Source organism: Paenibacillus sp. AGC31 (genome assembly GCF_057334655.1).
On sequence record NZ_JBHFJH010000036.1, the window covers coordinates 105,606 to 123,983 of the forward strand.

16 protein-coding genes are annotated in these 18,378 nt (G+C 46.2%); 7 read left to right on the forward strand and 9 right to left on the reverse strand.

Translation table 11 applies throughout. The features are described 5' to 3' along the window. Positions 1-141: 141 nt before the first annotated feature. The 5 genes from ACE04G_RS23095 to ACE04G_RS23115 are packed head-to-tail and all read left to right on the forward strand — an operon-like array spanning position 142 to position 2,937. Positions 142-375: a DUF2249 domain-containing protein gene (locus tag ACE04G_RS23095; protein WP_036613358.1), complete on the forward strand. Its 234-nt coding sequence runs from the start codon at positions 142-144 to the stop codon at positions 373-375. Between the two features lie 18 nt (positions 376-393). Beyond that, positions 394-768 (forward strand): hypothetical protein, encoded by a 375-nt coding sequence (locus ACE04G_RS23100; protein ID WP_221820433.1) that lies wholly within the window; start codon positions 394-396, stop codon positions 766-768. Next, positions 755-1,360, forward strand: coding sequence for a DUF2249 domain-containing protein (locus tag ACE04G_RS23105; protein WP_221820432.1), 606 nt, complete (start codon positions 755-757; stop codon positions 1,358-1,360). Before ACE04G_RS23100 ends, ACE04G_RS23105 begins: the two co-directional genes overlap by 14 nt. 13 nt (positions 1,361-1,373) lie before the next feature. Continuing rightward, on the forward strand, positions 1,374-2,606 hold the full coding sequence (locus ACE04G_RS23110; protein WP_221820431.1) for a YceK/YidQ family lipoprotein: 1,233 nt from the start codon (positions 1,374-1,376) through the stop codon (positions 2,604-2,606). 31 nt (positions 2,607-2,637) lie between these two features. Continuing rightward, positions 2,638-2,937: a metal-sulfur cluster assembly factor gene (locus ACE04G_RS23115; protein WP_221820562.1), complete on the forward strand. Its 300-nt coding sequence runs from the start codon at positions 2,638-2,640 to the stop codon at positions 2,935-2,937. Positions 2,938-3,160: 223 nt separating this feature from the next. Here ACE04G_RS23115 and ACE04G_RS23120 read toward each other — a convergent pair whose 3' ends face one another. The 9 genes from ACE04G_RS23120 to ACE04G_RS23160 form a co-directional block, all read right to left on the reverse strand. After that, positions 3,161-3,502 (reverse strand): cupin domain-containing protein, encoded by a 342-nt coding sequence (locus tag ACE04G_RS23120; RefSeq protein ID WP_221820430.1) that lies wholly within the window; start codon positions 3,500-3,502, stop codon positions 3,161-3,163. Positions 3,503-3,646: 144 nt separating this feature from the next. Further along, positions 3,647-5,605, reverse strand: coding sequence for an ABC transporter permease (locus ACE04G_RS23125; RefSeq protein ID WP_221820429.1), 1,959 nt, complete (start codon positions 5,603-5,605; stop codon positions 3,647-3,649). Next, entirely contained in the window at positions 5,580-6,350 is a 771-nt protein-coding gene (locus tag ACE04G_RS23130; RefSeq protein ID WP_221820427.1) for an ABC transporter ATP-binding protein, read from the reverse strand. Before ACE04G_RS23130 ends, ACE04G_RS23125 begins: the two co-directional genes overlap by 26 nt. A 189-nt stretch (positions 6,351-6,539) precedes the next feature. Then, the gene (locus ACE04G_RS23135) at positions 6,540-7,538 is read right to left on the reverse strand and encodes a sensor histidine kinase (protein ID WP_221820425.1); all 999 of its coding nucleotides are present in this window, start codon (positions 7,536-7,538) and stop codon (positions 6,540-6,542) included. Next, positions 7,535-8,248 carry a response regulator transcription factor gene (locus ACE04G_RS23140; protein WP_221820423.1) on the reverse strand — a complete coding sequence of 238 codons (714 nt, stop codon included), beginning with the start codon at positions 8,246-8,248 and terminating at the stop codon, positions 7,535-7,537. The genes ACE04G_RS23135 and ACE04G_RS23140 overlap by 4 nt, the downstream gene beginning before the upstream one ends. An 83-nt stretch (positions 8,249-8,331) precedes the next feature. Further along, a complete protein-coding gene (locus tag ACE04G_RS23145) occupies positions 8,332-9,306 on the reverse strand; it encodes a diacylglycerol kinase catalytic domain-containing protein (protein WP_449004860.1) in 975 nt (324 codons plus the stop codon). 71 nt (positions 9,307-9,377) lie between these two features. Then, positions 9,378-10,421 carry an SPFH domain-containing protein gene (locus tag ACE04G_RS23150; RefSeq protein WP_449004831.1) on the reverse strand — a complete coding sequence of 348 codons (1,044 nt, stop codon included), beginning with the start codon at positions 10,419-10,421 and terminating at the stop codon, positions 9,378-9,380. Between the two features lie 268 nt (positions 10,422-10,689). Beyond that, a complete protein-coding gene (locus tag ACE04G_RS23155) occupies positions 10,690-15,066 on the reverse strand; it encodes a glycosyl hydrolase 53 family protein (RefSeq protein ID WP_449004830.1) in 4,377 nt (1,458 codons plus the stop codon). Between the two features lie 257 nt (positions 15,067-15,323). Continuing rightward, a complete protein-coding gene (locus tag ACE04G_RS23160) occupies positions 15,324-16,040 on the reverse strand; it encodes a YceI family protein (RefSeq protein WP_449004829.1) in 717 nt (238 codons plus the stop codon). A 192-nt stretch (positions 16,041-16,232) separates the two neighbouring features. On the opposite strand from ACE04G_RS23160, the gene ACE04G_RS23165 reads away from it, so the two are divergent. Next, positions 16,233-16,919: a response regulator transcription factor gene (locus ACE04G_RS23165; RefSeq protein WP_449004828.1), complete on the forward strand. Its 687-nt coding sequence runs from the start codon at positions 16,233-16,235 to the stop codon at positions 16,917-16,919. Continuing rightward, positions 16,904-18,370 (forward strand): HAMP domain-containing sensor histidine kinase, encoded by a 1,467-nt coding sequence (locus ACE04G_RS23170; protein WP_449004827.1) that lies wholly within the window; start codon positions 16,904-16,906, stop codon positions 18,368-18,370. The genes ACE04G_RS23165 and ACE04G_RS23170 overlap by 16 nt, the downstream gene beginning before the upstream one ends. Positions 18,371-18,378: the final 8 nt, after the last annotated feature.

Consider the following 18,378-nt stretch of genomic DNA (forward strand, 5'->3'; position numbering starts at 1 on the left):
CCTTTTCCAAACAGGATTCTGGTCTAAATAAGTCTAAATTATGGCAAAAAGAAATGTGTGAGCCTGCTCACACAGACCCCTCTTCACGTTTTCTATAATCAAATTGCAGCACCACACTATCCCTATTTGGAGGAATGACACATGAACACATACGCAGCAACCATTAATGCCACGGAGTATCCACCGCATTTGAAACATAAAGTTATTTTCGAAACGTTTGATCAGTTGCAACCACAGGAATCCATGCTGCTCATCAATGATCACGATCCAAAGCCACTTCGATTCCAGTTCCAGTCCACACATCCTGATGGCTTCAACTGGGAGTATATTGAGCAGGGCCCTACAACCTTCCAGGTCAAGATCAGCAAACTATAGAATTGGAGCTGAACCGCTATGGCCCACGTTGAAATCATTGACAATACTACACTTCGCATCACGCTGAGGTTGGAAGATGCCACAACCATGGTGCAGATAGCACAGCGTGAACAGGCCGAATATGCGCAAGAGATTGTTACCATTTACGAAAAAATGCCTGTGTTCGAATATACTCACTTCTGTTTTTACGCCTATGACAGTGCAAGACTTTTTGAGCGTGTGCTCGGCATGGACCCCAAAGCCTATCTGTCCTTCTCCCTCGATGCGCCGGAGTCATTCTTCTACGCGCTGTACGGTGGAATGGCCGCCCTGTATGAATCATCTCTGCAGTTGGTACAACAGGCGGATGTAGCTAGTGCAGGATTGGATGTGAACGCACATGTCTCCATCTGATATCCGTATGGTTGAATTGGATGTGCGCCCTCATCTGAGTAAAAAGCTGGAGCCGTTTCAGCTGATTATGGACACGGTCAAGGGCCTTCAGCATGACGATGTGTTTGTCCTACATGCTCCATTCAAACCAACGCCTCTGCTCGGTATTCTCAAGCTGAAAGGATATTCCAGCACATCGGAACGAAAAGGTTCAGATCACTGGGTTACCACATTTGTGCACAAAAAAAATAAAACCGGTGCAAAAGCATTATCTGCAATGGTTTTACCTGGATCAGAAGTTAATTCGGAGCCCGGTTCAGACGAAGAATCAGCTTCATGCAAAGGACATCCGGAGGAGCAAGCTGTTGCGATTGCAAACATTGAAACTCCACAGGCACCCAAAGTTATACTGGACAATCGCGGATTGGAACCGCCACAGCCCATGATGCGAACACTTGCCGCTCTGGAGCGTTGCAAACCTGGGGAAATCGTACTGATTCACAATGACCGTGTACCTGTATTCCTGATTGAAGAGTTAAACAATCTAGGTTGCACCTACACGGTTGAAGATCAAGCCGATGGCACAGCCAAAGTGAGAATTGAAAAAGGGTAAGGAGGAGAAAGCCATGTCCAGGTTGCCGTTTCTTTTCATCATCACGGGCATCTTTGGATTTGTAATGTATCACGCCTTCTCCCTGCTCTCGCTGACAGGCTGGCTTGGTGATGAACTCAGAGGACCCGAAGGCTGGTTTCATGCTCATCTGTTTGTGCTCGGGTGGGCAACCATGCTCGCAATGGGTGCCGTTTATCAGTTGATACATGTTATTTTGCAATCCAATATCTACAGTCTGGTTCTCGGTTATTGTCATTATGTCTTGTTCAGTATCGGAATCGTAGGCATGTTATACGGCTTCATTTGTGCAGATGTCATCTGGATTTCCGGTTCTGCGACACTCGCGCTCTCTGGCATCCTGTTGTTCGGATGGAATATGGCTGTTACCCTCTTACGTGCCTCACAATGGAATCCGGTAACGATTAGTGCAGCATGTTCGTGTCTTTATCTGGTTCTTACCGGGCTATCCGGTATGCTGATGGGTCTGAATTTTGCCTTTGGTGATTGGAATGGTATGCATGAACGCTTGTTCGGCGCACATATCTGGATGGGAACACTCGGCTGGTTTGGCATGTTAATTACCGGATTCAGTTACAAAATGCTGCCCATGTTCTACCTGTCCCACGATTACTCCCTTCGATTACAGAAAGTGGTCCTGGTTCTGTGGAATGCAGCTGTAATTACAGGCGTTGTCGCATTTCTGACTGGGCTTAAGGGAGGTTTGCTCTGGTTCGCGCTCTTGCTCCTAACCGCAGCCCTACTCTTCTATGTGTATCACTTGGAGCAAATTCAGGAGAAACGTCACAAAAGCAACCCCGGGCCGGGTATTCGCTGGTCTGTGTATGTAAGCCGTGCCTTTGCCGCATATGCTGTCGCCCTACTGATCTATTCGGCGCAAGGAACCGAACTGCTGCTCCATCCAAGGGTTGTTCTTCTGTCTGGATGGGTATATCTCGGGGGCTGGGTGTCCCTCACCATACTCGGATATGCCTCCAAAATCGTGCCTTTTCTCTGGTGGACCCACAAATACGGCAAGCAGGCAGGCAGACCCGGAACACCGCTAATGGCTGGTATGCTGAGTGAACGGAACGTCAATTGGGGGATGATCGCCATGGTGGCTGGAAGCCTTCTGCTAGTCAGTGGAATTCTGATTAATCTGGCAGAGGTTATGATGGTTGGAGGAACAGCCTTATCTCTGGTTTCCATCGTTTATATAGCGAATATTGCTTTGGTATTCAGACGTTAATGTTAAAAAGGTAGATTGGAGGGTGAACATGATGGAACAAACAACGCATTTACTGGAATGTCTCAAGGAAGTATATGACCCTGAATTAGGTGTCAATATCGTTGACCTTGGTCTGGTGTATGAAGTAAAGGAAGAAGCTGAACGAGTACATGTACGGATGACGCTAACTACACCAGGTTGTCCGCTGCACGATACCATCGTTGGTGCGGTGAAATGGGTTTTACAGGAAAATACGAATAAGACTGATATTGACGTTCAAGTGGTGTGGGAGCCACAATGGTCTCCACAGATGATGTCGAATGAAGCCAAGGAATTGCTGGGATACTTCTAGGCAGAATGACTATAGACCGGATAATGAACAAGTTGCTGGCGGAATACGAAGAAGCGTACTTAAATCTGATGTTCTCAGACTCAAGTATGCTTTTTGTTTTGCGATGGGAAACACTTGATTAAGATATTCTTGAATAAAAATAAATAAGGAAACTCCAGAATAGAGTTCCCCTTATATTAGTTCCGATCAGTGAATCGTTGTATCGCTTCCTTGATATTCGATGTTAGATGTCCTTTGCATAGGATGCTGCTGGCACTTTGTTTAACACCACGAACAAACGAACCTCCTGAGCTCCTGTATTATGGAATGCAAACTCCACTTCACCGCCGCAATGAATTACATCCTCTTGTTTCACTTCTTGTTCTTTTCCATCCAGCATAAGTGTGCCTGTGCCTTCGACCACCAGCAAAATAACGTCTGTGCCTGGATGTTTATGAACGGGAAGCTGCTGACCTGGCAGAAAATGAAGTACAAAGGTCACTCCACCACCCTGTTGGAATAAAACTCGTTTAGTAAAACGCTCCTCACTGAATGCTTTGACTTCTTGCAATGACGTGATACTCATCCTAATCGTCCTCCTCGATAATGTAATCTGTGAATACATTCATCTTATCGCAAGAAAGCCCGCATTTCCTTGATCTGAATCAAGAAATACGGGCAAATGAACAAATCATAGTCGGTCCCTTATGATCGTTTGTTTTTAAGATAGTTACACCATCATTTTGCGCAGAGAAGCGATATATCTGGAACGTATGACGATGAAATAAAACGTCTGTGCAAGTACAAAGGCACCAAAAACAGTCAACACCGGCATCGTATAATTGGTAATACCAAACTCAGTCAGGAATGGTTTAACCACTACCAACGTTTCAATGATAGCTACCCCAATCGGTAAAAAGAACAGAATGGCAATCTGAACGGTGGATGATCGTTTCATCTCCTGGAAACTGAGGCCCATTTTCGAAAGAGAATGCACCATCCTTCCATCTGCTTCAAGATCGGTATGCAGTCTGAAATACAGAAAGCTTGCGGAAGATATCGAGAAGATTAATCCGATAAATATACCCAGAAAGGTAAAGAGTGCTGTACCCTGTCTGTATCTCTCAAAATCTCCATATCGTGTAGTCAGATATCCAGAGTTGTTATCCGTTGAAGCGTTGCTGCTTCCAATGGAATTTACGGAGAATAGAAGCTGATCGCTAACCATGGCTTCCGAGGAGTGGCGGTCAGGTACAGCATGGCCCCATGCAGGGATCTGATACAGATATTTTCCTGATATCATATTCTCTTTGATCTGTTGGGCAATCTCTTCATACTTCTCATCCGGGAGAACAACTACACCTGTAGCATAGAGTAGGGTTCCAAACCGTGGATCGATATCTGTATCCGTAACCCGGGCTTCCAGAGGGCTATCGTTCAGATTCAACGTCAACTTGTCTCCCTTCGCATAATTACGAAATCTGTTGCGCTCGATCTGACCCTGATCCTTCTCATTGCGGGTATCCACAAATAAAACGGATCCGGTATCCAATTGGAACATCTTTCTCCCTTGTGTCCGATTGTATTGGTTGTAGTGACTAAGCGGCATAACCGAGACAGCACTCTGATCTGCAGAGGACCACAGATATTCCAGATATATCTGTTGATAATCCAAGCCTGCGGCTTCAAGTTTCGAATCAATAGCGCTCATATCCAATTGCTCCGCTGGTCTGAAGACGTTGTATTGAATTGGAAAATCGTTGTTCGTAAACTGTTCCCGGTTCTCCTGATCCAGTGACAAAATTACAACTGCACTCATTGAAGCAATCGCAATCACCACGGTCACCATAAAGAGCATGCGTGCATTATCCTTCATTTTATAACTCATCTCTGAGATCCATAACAGACGTGTACCCTGCCATACGGTTTTACGATTACGTTTCAATAAGCGAATGATCATGACAGACAGTTGAGAGTAGAAAAAATACGTTCCCGCTATCCCTGTTACAGCTGCAATCATGATTGTTCCGCCATTTAACTCGCTGCGGAGTACCACAAAACCTACTGTTAGTAATGCAAAACCCAGAAGTGAGAAGAACCATGAAGCTTTGGGCTCTTTTTTAGGCTTGCTGGTTCCCGTCAAAAGTTCTAACGTTCGTTTGTTCCCGATAAAAACCAATGTGAAGAGTGATATGCAGAAAAATAATAACAGAAAGGCCCCGATCGTAATCAGAATCGCTTTCACCGGAAAATAAAAGGGCAGATCATCCATCCCGATAAAACGAGTAGTTAACATCAGGAACAGCTTGGACAACAACATACCTCCGCCGATCCCGGCAATAATGGACAGGCAGCCGATCAACATGTTCTCCAGAATGACCAATCTCCGAATCTGCCTAGGCTCCGCACCAAGTATGGTCAGAATGCCAAACTCTTTGTTCCGTGATTTGAGAAAAGCACTGATGGAATACATAACAAAGAAAAATGCAAACACATACACAATAACCGAAGCGATCTGCATCCCCGTAGCGGTTGTGTCACCCATTGGCAACTCTGCCACATATGGATGATAGATAAATACCGCATACGCGAAGAAAATCATGACCATAAACACACTACTAAGAAAAAAAGCAATATACGCTCGCCCATTCCGGCGAATGTTATTAAACGCGAACTGAGGAAAGCTCATGTGAATTCCCTCCCCAGAAGGATAAAGTATCAATGATCCGCTGGAAGAACGTCTGTCGATTATCTCCGCGGTGTACCTCGGCTGCCAGTTTTCCATCCTTGATAAACACGATGCGGTTGCAATAACTTGCAGCAAGCGGGTCATGTGTAACCAACATAATGGTTGTTTTCTCCTGCTGGTTAATCTGTTCAAGTGACTCCATGACCGCTTGGGATGACGTAGAATCCAGGGCACCGGTGGGTTCATCCGCCAAAACAATCGAAGGCATATTGATCATGGATCTCGCAATGGCTGTCCGTTGTCGCTGTCCGCCCGAAATTTCGTAGACTCGTTTATCCAGAATATGATCAATCCCGAGCTTCGCTGTAATGCGATGAAGTCTGCTCTCCATCTCCTTCAGTTTGACCTTGTCCAGTGTCAATGGAAGCACAATATTCTCAGCAACAGTCAGCGTGTCCAGCAGATTGAAATCCTGAAAGACAAATCCGAGTTCCCGACGTCGGAACATGGCAAGTTCTTTCTTTTTCATATCAAACGGGTTCATGCCATTAATCAGCACCTTGCCTGAGCTGGGTTCATCAATGGTGGAGACCATGTTTAACAATGTGGTTTTGCCACTACCCGACGGGCCCATAATACCCACAAACTCACCTTGCTTGATTGTCAGATGAATATCACTAAGGGCCCGAGTCTGCACTTTGCCCTGATATACTTTGTTCAGTCCCGATACCTGTAACATTTCCATTCGTAATTCCCTCCTGATCCATCATTCTTTATACGTTAATTCTATTCTTATCCTAACCGACCTCCCCTAACGGTGCTATCGAATTACCTTAAACTTATCTTACAGCCCGTTTAAGGTTTTGTTCCCCTACCTCCTCTATCACAATTCTGTGCATTAAAAAAAGCACCTCGCCCATGGGCAAAGCACTTTTCACTTCGGATATTTCGAATGAATCCAGCTGAATCTAACCAACGTTCCCTCATTTGGCTCCGAAAACAACTCGACACGGTTATCCAGGCGGGCACTGATCTCACGAACCAGATATAATCCCATTCCCGTAGATTCATGGTATTGTCTGCCCCGTTCGCCTGTAAAATAGGGATTGAACACGCGATGAATATCTTCGGACGAGATGCCAATTCCCTCATCCTGAATGTCCAGGATTGTACGTTCTTCCTGCTTATAGCCTGTAATGATCACTTTTTTGCCAGATTTGCTATCGGAATAGTTCACGGCATTGGTCAGAATCTGGGTGAACATGAACCGCAGCCACTTGGAGTCACTATATATCTGAAGGTCGTCCTCCATACGAATATCCGGCGTAATGCCTCTGCGAATAAACAAACGTCGGTTCTCAGCAATGCTACTCCGAAGCACTTCTTGCAAAGACAACAGCTCCACACGAAAATCCCCTTCAAACTGTTCAAGCCTTGATGAATGCAAGACCATTTCAAGTCCTTTGCGCAGCTTATCCAGCTCATCCTGAATACTGCCAGCCGTCTCATCGTCCACATCTTCCAAGGTCAGTTGGATGATGGACAACGGGGTCTTCATCTGATGAACCCAGCGATTCATGAATACCACCTGCTGTTCCTTGCTAGTACGTAACTGACCCATCTCGTTCTGCCGATTACGCTCCAGTTCATGTAACAATTCCTGGATGGCCTCCGCCACGACCGAATTTCCAAGCGTTTGAAAAGGCTCGTTTACCAGTTTGCGTGGTTGTTGAAGTAGACGGTAATATGCTCGCAACTGGAAGTAACGAGTGACCAGATAAACCATCAATACCACGATACTGATCAGCATGCCATAAAGGACAATCTTCATCGGACGGCCCTCACCAGAGAGCCAGTAGACACACGGAACCAGCAGCATCTGTAACACATAAAATCCGACTAACATCAGGTGGTCTTTCAGGAAAAGTCTCATTTTCCTTTCCCCTGTGCGGATGAATCCAGTTCCAACACACGATAACCCGCTCCGCGAACCGTCTCCAAAATCTCTTCTGCACCCAGCTCCTTCAACTTCCGGCGAACACGTGTAATATAGACATTCAACGTATTATCATCAATAAAATGCTGATCTTCCCACATTTGTTCTAACAATTTTTCTCGGCTGACAACTCGCCCTGCCTTCGCCATCAGCGCTTCCACCAGTATCGCTTCCTTCTGTGTTAGCTCGGTAGAACGCTCATCATATTCCAATACAAATCGCTCAGGATAAAAGATCATGGGACCGTTCTTCACCTTCACTTCCTGTTGAACAGCAGCGTAAGAACCATAGGCTCGGCGCAACTGACTTCGTACTTTGGCAAGAACGACTTCATATTGAAAAGGTTTTGTAATATAATCATCCGCTCCATGTTCCAACGCCATAATCTGATCCATACCGCTATCACGAGCCGATATGAATAAAATGGGACATATGGAATGTGTGCGTATCTGCCTGCACCAGTAGTATCCATCATATTGAGGCAAGTTCACATCCATCAGCACTAGATCCGGTTCCATCTTCACGAATTCATCCAGTACATGACGAAAATCATCTGTGACCTGTACCTGGAATCCATTTCGGGTCAGATAAGCCGCCAGCAATCCTGCTAACTTGGCATCATCTTCAACCAACAATATCGACTGCATCGTTAACCCTCTTTCCGTTTCCTGACGTCAGTGTATCACATCTAGTTACCCATTCTAGTCGGAAACGGCTTGAAAATAAAGGGTCAGACCACGAGACGTCCCCTCTTCTCTGCCAACCCGATGATGGCTTCCACTCCTGAATTAAACTCAAGAAAATCCTGCTCGACCCCATCGCTGAAAATAACACCGTCCTCCGGCATCTGGGATACAATGTGCAATGGTTGCTCCGAATGAATCTGTCCAAACACCAGATTGGCCGCAGTCGTCCGGCTCGGGAACGGTTCACGTACTGAAAAATATAAATAAGGCGCATCCCAGTTAAAATGATTCATATCTTGCCTGCTTCCATGAATGGATTCCGATGCTGTAGCGACCTCCGCTTCGGAATTCATGTTCTGCCATGCCGCCGATCCAACAATTCCCGTGGCTCCCGCCAGCACACTTTTGAACCAGCCTGTCGATCCCATGCCTGTGGATACAATGATGCCACTGGAGGATTGTTGTTCTGTCGATGTACCCAAACGCACTTCATAACGTGCCGACACATGTGTCTTCCGACCAATGAACAGATCATTGACACCATATAGATACTGTCCATCATTGAGTTCCACTTTGGCGAGAGTGACTTCTTTTAATGTTCGTTGCTTTCGAATGACATCAGGAACAATGAAGCTCAGATCTTCCACGGTAAAAGGTAATAACACGCCATCCCACCGCATCGGGTCCGGATTCACACCGATGAGCGGCTGCTCGGTTACGTATTTGAGGGTGTTGGCTACAAGCCCATCCTGTCCAACCACGACCACGATATCCTGCTCTCCAAAGATAAAATTGGGCACATGTTCCCGATCAATCGTCTGAACGCGCCCCAATTGACCCAGTTGCTGCTGTGCCTGCTGCACAGATAGCCGATAACGACGGTCTTCCTCCATATAATCACTGAAATCTGCGCCCAGACGTTCAATATAGAACTGAGCTTGCTGCACCGTGTTGTATCGAACCACCAGTTCCTCCAGTCGGGTCCGGCGCTTCACCAGAATCAGCTTGTGTTCGGTCATTCGATCGTCCGCTGCAGCCTGCTGACGTACTGATTTTTCTGCCTGTTCAGCTTGTTCTCTTCTTCCTAATCTCATCTCGCTCGACCTCCCTGATCTCTGCCCTGCGCAGGAGACATCAATCCCTGCAACAGATCCGGCGAGATATTAAGCTGTCCGATCTTGCCTGCATTTTCAGCCAGTTCCTGGAACGCGAGTGCGATCAGCTTATCAGAATTCATGCCCATATTCGCCATTGCTTGCAGTACATTCGGCTGTACATTTTGCAATGAATTCATTACCGCAGCAATCTCATAGGCTTTGGCATCCGCTTCGGCATTGTGATTGGCAATGGTTAACTCAATCAGTTGCTGCTTGCGTTCCTCCATCGCTGTATTGAACTGAAGCTGCTCCTGCTCCATCTCATTTTGTTTCTGTTTCACCGAGCGTTCTGCCTGCAATTGGGTCTCACGAATCTGCTGTTTCTTTGTCTCTACGGCAATTTCGGTGTTCAGTTCGTTCTCTTTCACTCGTCTTTCCTGTTCAATGGATGCATTGCGACGCACATAGAGTGCTTCATCTGCCTGACGTAAAATCTCTTCCCGGGCTTGTGCTTCCAATGCACGCATCGTTTCTTTGTTAGGCAGAATGGCAAGTATCGATAGACTCATCAACTCAACGCCCATTTTCTCCAACTCTTCACTTTGCACAACCTCGCGTTTCATGCTGCTCGCCAGACGTTCACTGGATTGAATAGCTTCTTTCAGCGGCATTTGCTCCAGATGTTTCTTGGTCAGTACTTTGGCTGTGGTGATCACCCGTTGATCCAGCTTGCCGGGGTCGTCGGAGATATACCGATTTTTGCGCAGATTGTACGTGTAATTCAGGCTCTGGGTTATTTTCAGGTAATCCACAATGCGATAGCTTAGCTGCCCTTGCACAGTAACCGTCTGATAGTCCGCTGTAATCTCTTCGAACATGAATGGTACATCCACCGAGGACACGGGTAGAACCACTACCGATGTGGTCGGCTCATAATAATAGAAGGACAATCCCACACCTTGACGCTGTACCTCACCATTTTTCACCTTCATGACATACTCACTGGGTTGAAATTTCACAAATCGGAATCCAAACATGGCTCATTCCCCATTTCTTAATACTGTCGTTTTGATATTATCGAAATGATAACAAATGAAATCAATATTGTCAATACGACATTAACAAAATGTTTATATGCCTATTTAGAGAAAAGGATGAAGTCTGAACCCCAATTCTTTCGCAAAAAATAAAGAGACCGGATCATTTGATCCGATCTCTTTACCTGCTTTGTTATTTTCTATTCATGCGTGTTGATGATGCAACCAGGCACCTTTCGTAATCAAAAGCGGACTTTTTGAACTATCTCTAATAGAGTTGTTCCATCAGTCTGGCGACTGCAACAGCCCCTTGTGCACGGTTCGCCGTTTCTTTCGGAGCAAACGTGCCATCAGGCATGCCGTTTAGCAGACCGAGTTGTTGCATCGAGGCTACAGCTTCTTTCGCATAACCAGCGATCTCAGCGTTGTCTACAAACACCATATTTCCTTGTACAGAACTGGTCGCATCCTCACGCTGCACAACCTTTAGTGCTCTGTTCAGCATAACGGCCATATCTTCTCGCGAAATACGTTCATTGGCTCCAAAGCTTCCATCTGCTCGGCCTTGAATAATGTTCATTTCAATTCCAAGTCGTACTGAATCGGCATACCACTGTCCTTCCTTCACATCCGTTGGGACCGAAATAGATGGATCCGGCTGGCGTGTATCACCAATACCTTTAATAATCATTTGCAAAAATTGTGCTCTGGTCAGTTCACCTTGCGGGGCAAAACGAGTTGCACTCATCCCCGAAATAATCCCTTTACCATAGAGGTTTTGCACCTCTTGGATTGCCCAATTGTGATTTTGCAGATCATGTAATGGCACTTCAACTTCTGCAATGACATAACTGCCGGATTCCAGCGGTTTGAACGCCATCGTCTTCGTCTTGTCATCGTACTTGGAATACGTAACAGGGTTCATTTCCCCACTTGGAGATATGGAATGTACAACCATCACTACATCATTCTTTTTAGGTTGCTCCACATTGGATAGAGCAACTTCAACCGCTCTGTTTGTCCATTGCAATGGCTTATTGTTCATTAACAAATTCACATCAACAATTGCATGATTACCTATCGTTGCTTTTTGAGATGTGGACAGTGTATCTGTCGATCCTGTTGCCACTACGATGTCGAACGTTCCTGCAGTCTCCGCAATAGTTAGCGGGAGTGATTTTAGAGGAACACGAACAGTAGTCTGTCCTACAACTACATCCAGGGATTTCACTTCCTCGGAACGAATCCATGCTGCCAGTTGACTTGCAGCCAACTGAAATGTGACTTTCTTGGCTGTGTCAGGCACATCTGCAATCAGTTTCAACGTACGATTTCCTATATCCATGGATTGCAGTGCCTGAGTTAATAGGAATACATCTGGACGAATCGAATACTTGTCTTCCCCGGTTGCTGTTCCTTTTACCGTTATTGAACCCTTCTCTGGTACAGTACCTGATCCAACCGGTGGTGTTACAGACGGATTCCCCGTCGATGGTGCTGTTCCCGGGTTGGATGGTTGGGATGGTACACTTGGTTGTGAGGGCTGGCCAGGGCCAGGTGTACCATCTTGACGTACAAGCTTACTCACAGCATCTTGTAACGCACGATCCGCATTGCTCACATCTTGCGTTGAAGATTCAACATCCAGAATGAATGCCTTCGCTTCAGAAAGCGTCTTACTAAATACATTCCAGCTTGATGTCGTGTATTCGGTTTGTTTTAATTTCTCAGAGGCATCTACAGTAGCTTGCAGTGCAGTTTTGTCTGCCGGGAACGTACCGTATGCTTCAAATTCCATGAATCCTACCCATGTGGGACCTGTTTTAATCATTACCCGAATATAACGTCCCTCCGTGCCCTCTGGAAGTACATGGCTAGGTGCGGTCGATACAACAACATCACTTGTGGTGTCCACTACTTTCACAAAATTTTTGTTATCATTGGACACTTCGATCGTATATTTGATGCCGCCACTCCACATCGACATCTCGATCTTGCGCAGGTTTGCGACTTGCCCCAAATCCACTTGCCACAAGCTGTCAATACTCTTATCGGTCCCCCATGAAGTGTTCGGATTGTTGTCAATTGCACCTTCAGGAGAGTTGGCTTGATTGCCTCCTGTCCCTGCACTGCTTGAAGCCGTTGCCGTTTTTCCCGTTGTTAAAGCCTCCAGAGAGACCAGATTAGTAAAGGCTTGTTTCAACGTACTCAGTGCTGAATTGACCTCAGACTGGACAACAGCATTGTTATCTCGGACCTGGATCGCTGCCTGCAAAGACTGTTCCAACACAGACCAGCTCCGGCGTGTATAGGAAGATTTAGTCTGCTGCTGCATTTGTTGAATGTACTGGTGCAGTTGTGTTTTGTCCACATTGGATAGACCTTGAATGGCATCATGCAAACGTTTAACCGCTGTATTCGCATCCGTCTGTGTTGTTCTTGGATCATTCAAGACCTGCTCAGCGCCTTCCAGCGCTTTGGTCAATACCCCCCAAGTGGCCGCAGACCAGTCAGTCTGCTGATACGTACGCGCTTCCGCTATTTTAGCTCTGAGCTCGTCAAGCTGCGGGGTGATAACCTGCATCTGCTGCATCACATGTTCCAATGCTGTTGTCGCTGCATCTGTATCTGCTTGATTCACCCCGCCCGGCGTGTATGCCTGTTGGTATACATCATTCGCTGCCGAGATTGCCGGAGCCAGAGTCACCCAGCTTTCTGGAGTAAAATCAGTCTGTACCAATGATTTGGCTCGTGTAAGTGCCGCATCCAGTTGCTGGCGGTCTGCGGGCAGAAGCTCCAGTCCGCGTTTGTACACATCCAGTGATGGCAAGGCACGTCCTTCGTAGGAGTATCCACCATTCCCCGGAAATTCATCATAGTCGAACATGGCATGATTTTCCCATGCATCTCCCTCGGAATCAATCCAGCCTACATTGGCGGCAATCCACGCGGGCTCCCAATAGAAGAAGCCTGCTCCGCGGTTTTCCGGCACGTCAGCAATCATATCCATAATGCCAGCAATAGCATCATATTGCCCCTGTACCGTTGCAGGGAATGTTGCTCCCCCAACATGAAGCGCTTCGTCCGATCCGATGATGTTTCCATGAGCGTCCCCGTTTTTGTAGGAAAACGGATAGGACGTTTCAGCGATAATGACATCTTTGCCAAACTCGGCTGACACTTCATTCATCGTTTTCTGTACATCTGCAAACGTCCCATGCCAGAACGGGTAATACGAAAGTCCGATGATATCGTACTTCAGTTCGCGTTTCTCCAGCTCACTGAAATACCAGTCGAACGTATCCGCCTTGCCGCCTTCTGCGAGATGAATCATGATCTTCACCTTATCCGCGTTATCGGTGATCTCTCCTTCTACTGCACGTACAGCATCAACTCCGCTTTTTAGCAATGCAACATTTTGCTCGAAATCCACGTCACTGCTCAAGCCGTTCAGAACACCACTGTTGATCTCATTACCGATCTGCACCATATCAGGCATGGCGCCCTTAGCTTTCATTTCTCCCACAACTTCAACCGTATAGTTGTATACGGCCTGCTTCAGCTCTTCGGGCGAAAGACCTTCCCAAGCTTTGGGACGAAGCTGCTGGCCCGGGTGCGCCCACTCATCCGAGTAGTGGAAATCCAGCAGGATCTTCATACCTTTTTTCTTCACCCGCTCGGCCAAACGAATGACATCGTCCTTGTCGTTGTATCCCCCTGATTTCTGTGGATCATTCCACAGACGAAGACGCACATAATTGACACCGCGGTCCTTGAGTATATCGAGCAAGTCCCTTTCTGTGCCATTACTATCTAAGTATTTGCCGCCGTTATCCTCAATCGCTGTTAAAGTAGAGATATCTACTCCTCTAACATAATCCGTTCGATATCCCCCTACCGTTACATTAGCTTCTGCTGGTAAGGAAGCACCGTATACTGCACCCGTCACGGTAAAGCTGCCCGCATTTGCGTACTCTGAAGGGTCGATACTGTCCCATTCTACTGGAACCGAACCAGATTTGTCGTTCAGATACTTCGCTGTCACTTTTGTAGGCAGAACAGGTGCAACCCCAGCTACTGTATTGACCTTAACGGGATCGTAACTTGTAATGGTTGCTGGATCAATTTCTTCCTCTTCTCCCCAGACTTTAAGCTCGGATATCCCAGGCCACCAAGTTGCTCCCGCATAGTACGGAATCGTAACCTTCACATACTGGACAGATGTACTGGTCTGGAATTCTTCACTAGCAACAGTCTGTTTTATTTCGTTAGTCGTTTGGTCCACAACAGTCGACCAGTTGTTACCATCATCAGACACTTCAATCAAATATTTTACAACTTGGTCTTTGTCCTTCCAAGTCAACTCCGCTCCGGAAAGCTCATATGGCGCACCTAGGTCTATGGTCAACCAATGAGGATTGCTTTCAGAAGAAGGTGAGCTCGCACTCCAGTGAGTATTCACATCACCATCCACCGCCTTTTCTTTTTGTCCCTCATACAATAGATCTTGCTCACTTACCGTAACCGCCTTGTTAAGTGCCACGTTCACTTTTGCATCTTCTGCAGCAGCTGGACGAACCATCAACCCCAGATCACAGAACAGCATTAGTAATACCAGACACCCGCTTATGTACCTCTTATTCACTCTTGATCTCCCCCTTTTTGTGTTTGATTGTGCATAGATCAATGAATGTTATGAATCCTCCTCATTGTAAGCGCTTAATAGCGATAGGCGACACGGCATAATCCAAAGGAAACAGCAGTTATTTTAACAATATGATCCTGTGACAGTTACATTTGAGCTATATCGATCACATTATTTTGCAAAAGAAACAAAAAAATCTGCCCGTCCACCGTAAGGCAGAACAGAGCAGATTTTTAGATATATAATCGTTGTTACACTTATTTAGAAAGTTTCAATTCAAGCTGTACCTGGATATCATTTTCAGTCGAGAGCACAACGGAGTGTGGATTTTCCATTCCGAAATCTTCGAATGTTACCATCGATGTCGCCGACAACAATACTGCATTATTCTCATAAGCAGCTTTTGCATCAAAAGTTACTTCTTTTTCAATACCTTTAACCGTAATGGTACCATTCATTTTGATATCAACCGTTTGACCGACAGGCCATTCCGCAGGTACCCCTTCAAAAGAAGTCGCTGTAAATGTAGCTTGTGGATGTGTAGCAATGTCGAAGAAATCGGCTTGCTTCACGTGACCATCACGCTGTCCATTCCCGGAATCAATTCCGTCCATCTCGATCTGTCCTTCTGCCTTCATCTGAGCAGCATCGTCAACATTAATGGTCCAATTGCCTGTTACCTTATCGTCCACAAAGTTAACTGTCTCCTGTGATGTGGTTACGGAGAAGTATACTTTGGAACCTTCGCTGATGCTCCAGTCTCCATTCAGTTGCTCAGCTCCAGCAGTTTCATTGGCTATAACCGTTCCTGTGCTATCTACAGCTGTTGTCGATGTCGCTGTGCTCGCAGGAAGCACCTGCTCAATCTCCACGTTATTACCCAAGTAACTGTTTGTGATATAGTAACCACCGCCACCGATTACGGCGACTGCTGCCACACCTGTAATAAGCCATGCTTTTGCTTTCTTGTTCATCTCTATGTTTCCTCCAGTACATGATTGTTTAGGTTGCTTGTTGGAGTGAATCATATCAATTGAATGTGTCAGGAAGAAGTCAAGATAAGACAAGTCCCATATTTTTTTCAAATCCGTAATACAGGATTGGCTTTACGCTCTGGCTCATGTAAAATCAGTACAAGTTTACAAAGCGAAAGGAGAACGCTTTTCTTGAAATCCATACTTATCGTCGAGGATGAGCAAGCTATTGCACGAGTATTGGCTGCTTATCTGAGAAAAGCAGAATTTGAAGTTCATCATTCAGCAGATGGACCAACTGCACTTACCCTTTTTGATACCGTAACGCCCTCCCTTGTATTACTTGATGTGATGCTGCCAGGAATGGACGGATGGGATCTGCTGCGGATTATTCGTGAAAAAAGTGCTTGTCCCGTGATCATGCTAACTGCACTGGATGACATTTCAGACCGTCTCAACGGACTAAATGCCGGTGCTGACGATTATATGAGCAAACCTTTTGTACCGGAAGAAGTGGTCGCCAGAGTTAATGCGGTGTTGCGCCGTAATCCACATTGGACCTCAGGTGGCAAAGAGAAGCGTTCCTTTGGAAATCTCGTCATTGATCTTGCTGCTAAACAGGTGCTGCTGAACGGAGCAGAGGTTGCACTCACACCTCGTGACCTGTCGTTACTGTTCTTCCTGTCCGATTATCCGAATCGTACATTTACCAGAGATCATCTTATTGAACAGGTATGGGGGATGGACTATGATGGCAGTGACCGTGCTGTGGATCTATCGATTAAACGACTACGTCAAGCCCTCTCCCACTGGTCGCCAGAGACGGGAGAAATTCGGACGTTGCGAGGAATGGGGTATCAATTTTGGATCGCCAACTGAAACCAAAGAAACCCAAACGAACCATATCCATTTTGTCACACTGGACACTGCGATATTTTCTCATTTTGTGCATTGGTTTCACGATTATTGCGGCTGGGGCAATCTACTGGATTCGAACAACTTCCATTGAGAAAAGCCTCAAAACTGCAGAACTCCTTGGTCTGGAGATTGCCGATCGAGTGACCAGTGAAAATAATATGCTTCAGGTTCCACCCGATCTGGACAGACTGGTCACCAAGCGAGAGAAACTATTTAACACAGATCATTATTTCTGTGTCATGATCTTGGACAACAACAATCAATTGATCTTTTCCCAGCCTAAAATGGAGCAAAAAGATGTGCATTATCGACTGTCAGACGACTATCTTGAACCTCGAAACAACAAATATGCAGGTGTAACGGTCAACATATCCGAGGGCGATCAAACCTTGGGTAAAGTGTGGGTCATGCAGTCCAAACAATCCATTACATTTGGTCCAGAGACGATATGGCTCGTGGCTCTAATCCTCGGAGGACTAATCCTCTGTGGATGGTTTACAATCTATCTCCTGTCCAAAAAATTATCCAGACCTATTCGTCAGGTCGCCTATGCCGCTGAACAGATTCGAGGTGGCAATTATGATGTGAGTCTTGACTTGAATACACGAGAGCGTGAGATCAATGAACTTGTAAATTCATTTCGCGATATGGCCACACGCCTGCAACAACTCGAAGAATGGCGTACACTATCGCTGGCAGGGGTAAGTCATGAACTCAAGACACCGGTAACATCCATCAAGGGGCTCGTTATGGCAGTACGTGACGATGTCGTGAGTCCACAGGAAGGTAAAGAATTTTTGGATATCGCTTTGAAAGAATCTGAACGCATGGAGCGAATGGTCGCAGATTTGCTTGACTATAACGCCATGGCTGCAGGAAGTGTTGCCGTTCGCAAGGAACGGACGGATCTGAAACTGTTGGTCGGTGAGATCATCTATCAGTGGAAGATTGCGTACGAGGACAAAATGCCAGAGGTTCAGCTGCACGCCCCTCCAATTAACTTATTTACCATGGGGGATGCTCTCCGCATTCAGCAGATCATTGTCAATTTGCTCAATAACGCACTTCATGCCACAGCTCCTGAACAGAAAGCTGTCTTCGATATTTATCTAAGTACAGAAGAGCAGATGCTGTACGTTGATGTTAAGGATCACGGCACAGGCATCGCAGCCGAAGAACAACCCAAAATCTTCGAACGGTTCTATCGTGGAGAACTCAAAAAACGTCGTAACCGCGGTCTGGGTCTAGGATTAACATATAGCCGCCTACTCGCTCAGGAACAGGGCGGTGAACTGACACTTGTCTCCAGCAGCCCGGAAGGCAGCATGTTCAGATTAAGTCTGCCACGCTGGACTGCAACACAAGAAGCCATGAATACAGAAAAAGCATACGGAGCAGCCGTTAAAGTATAACGCACCTC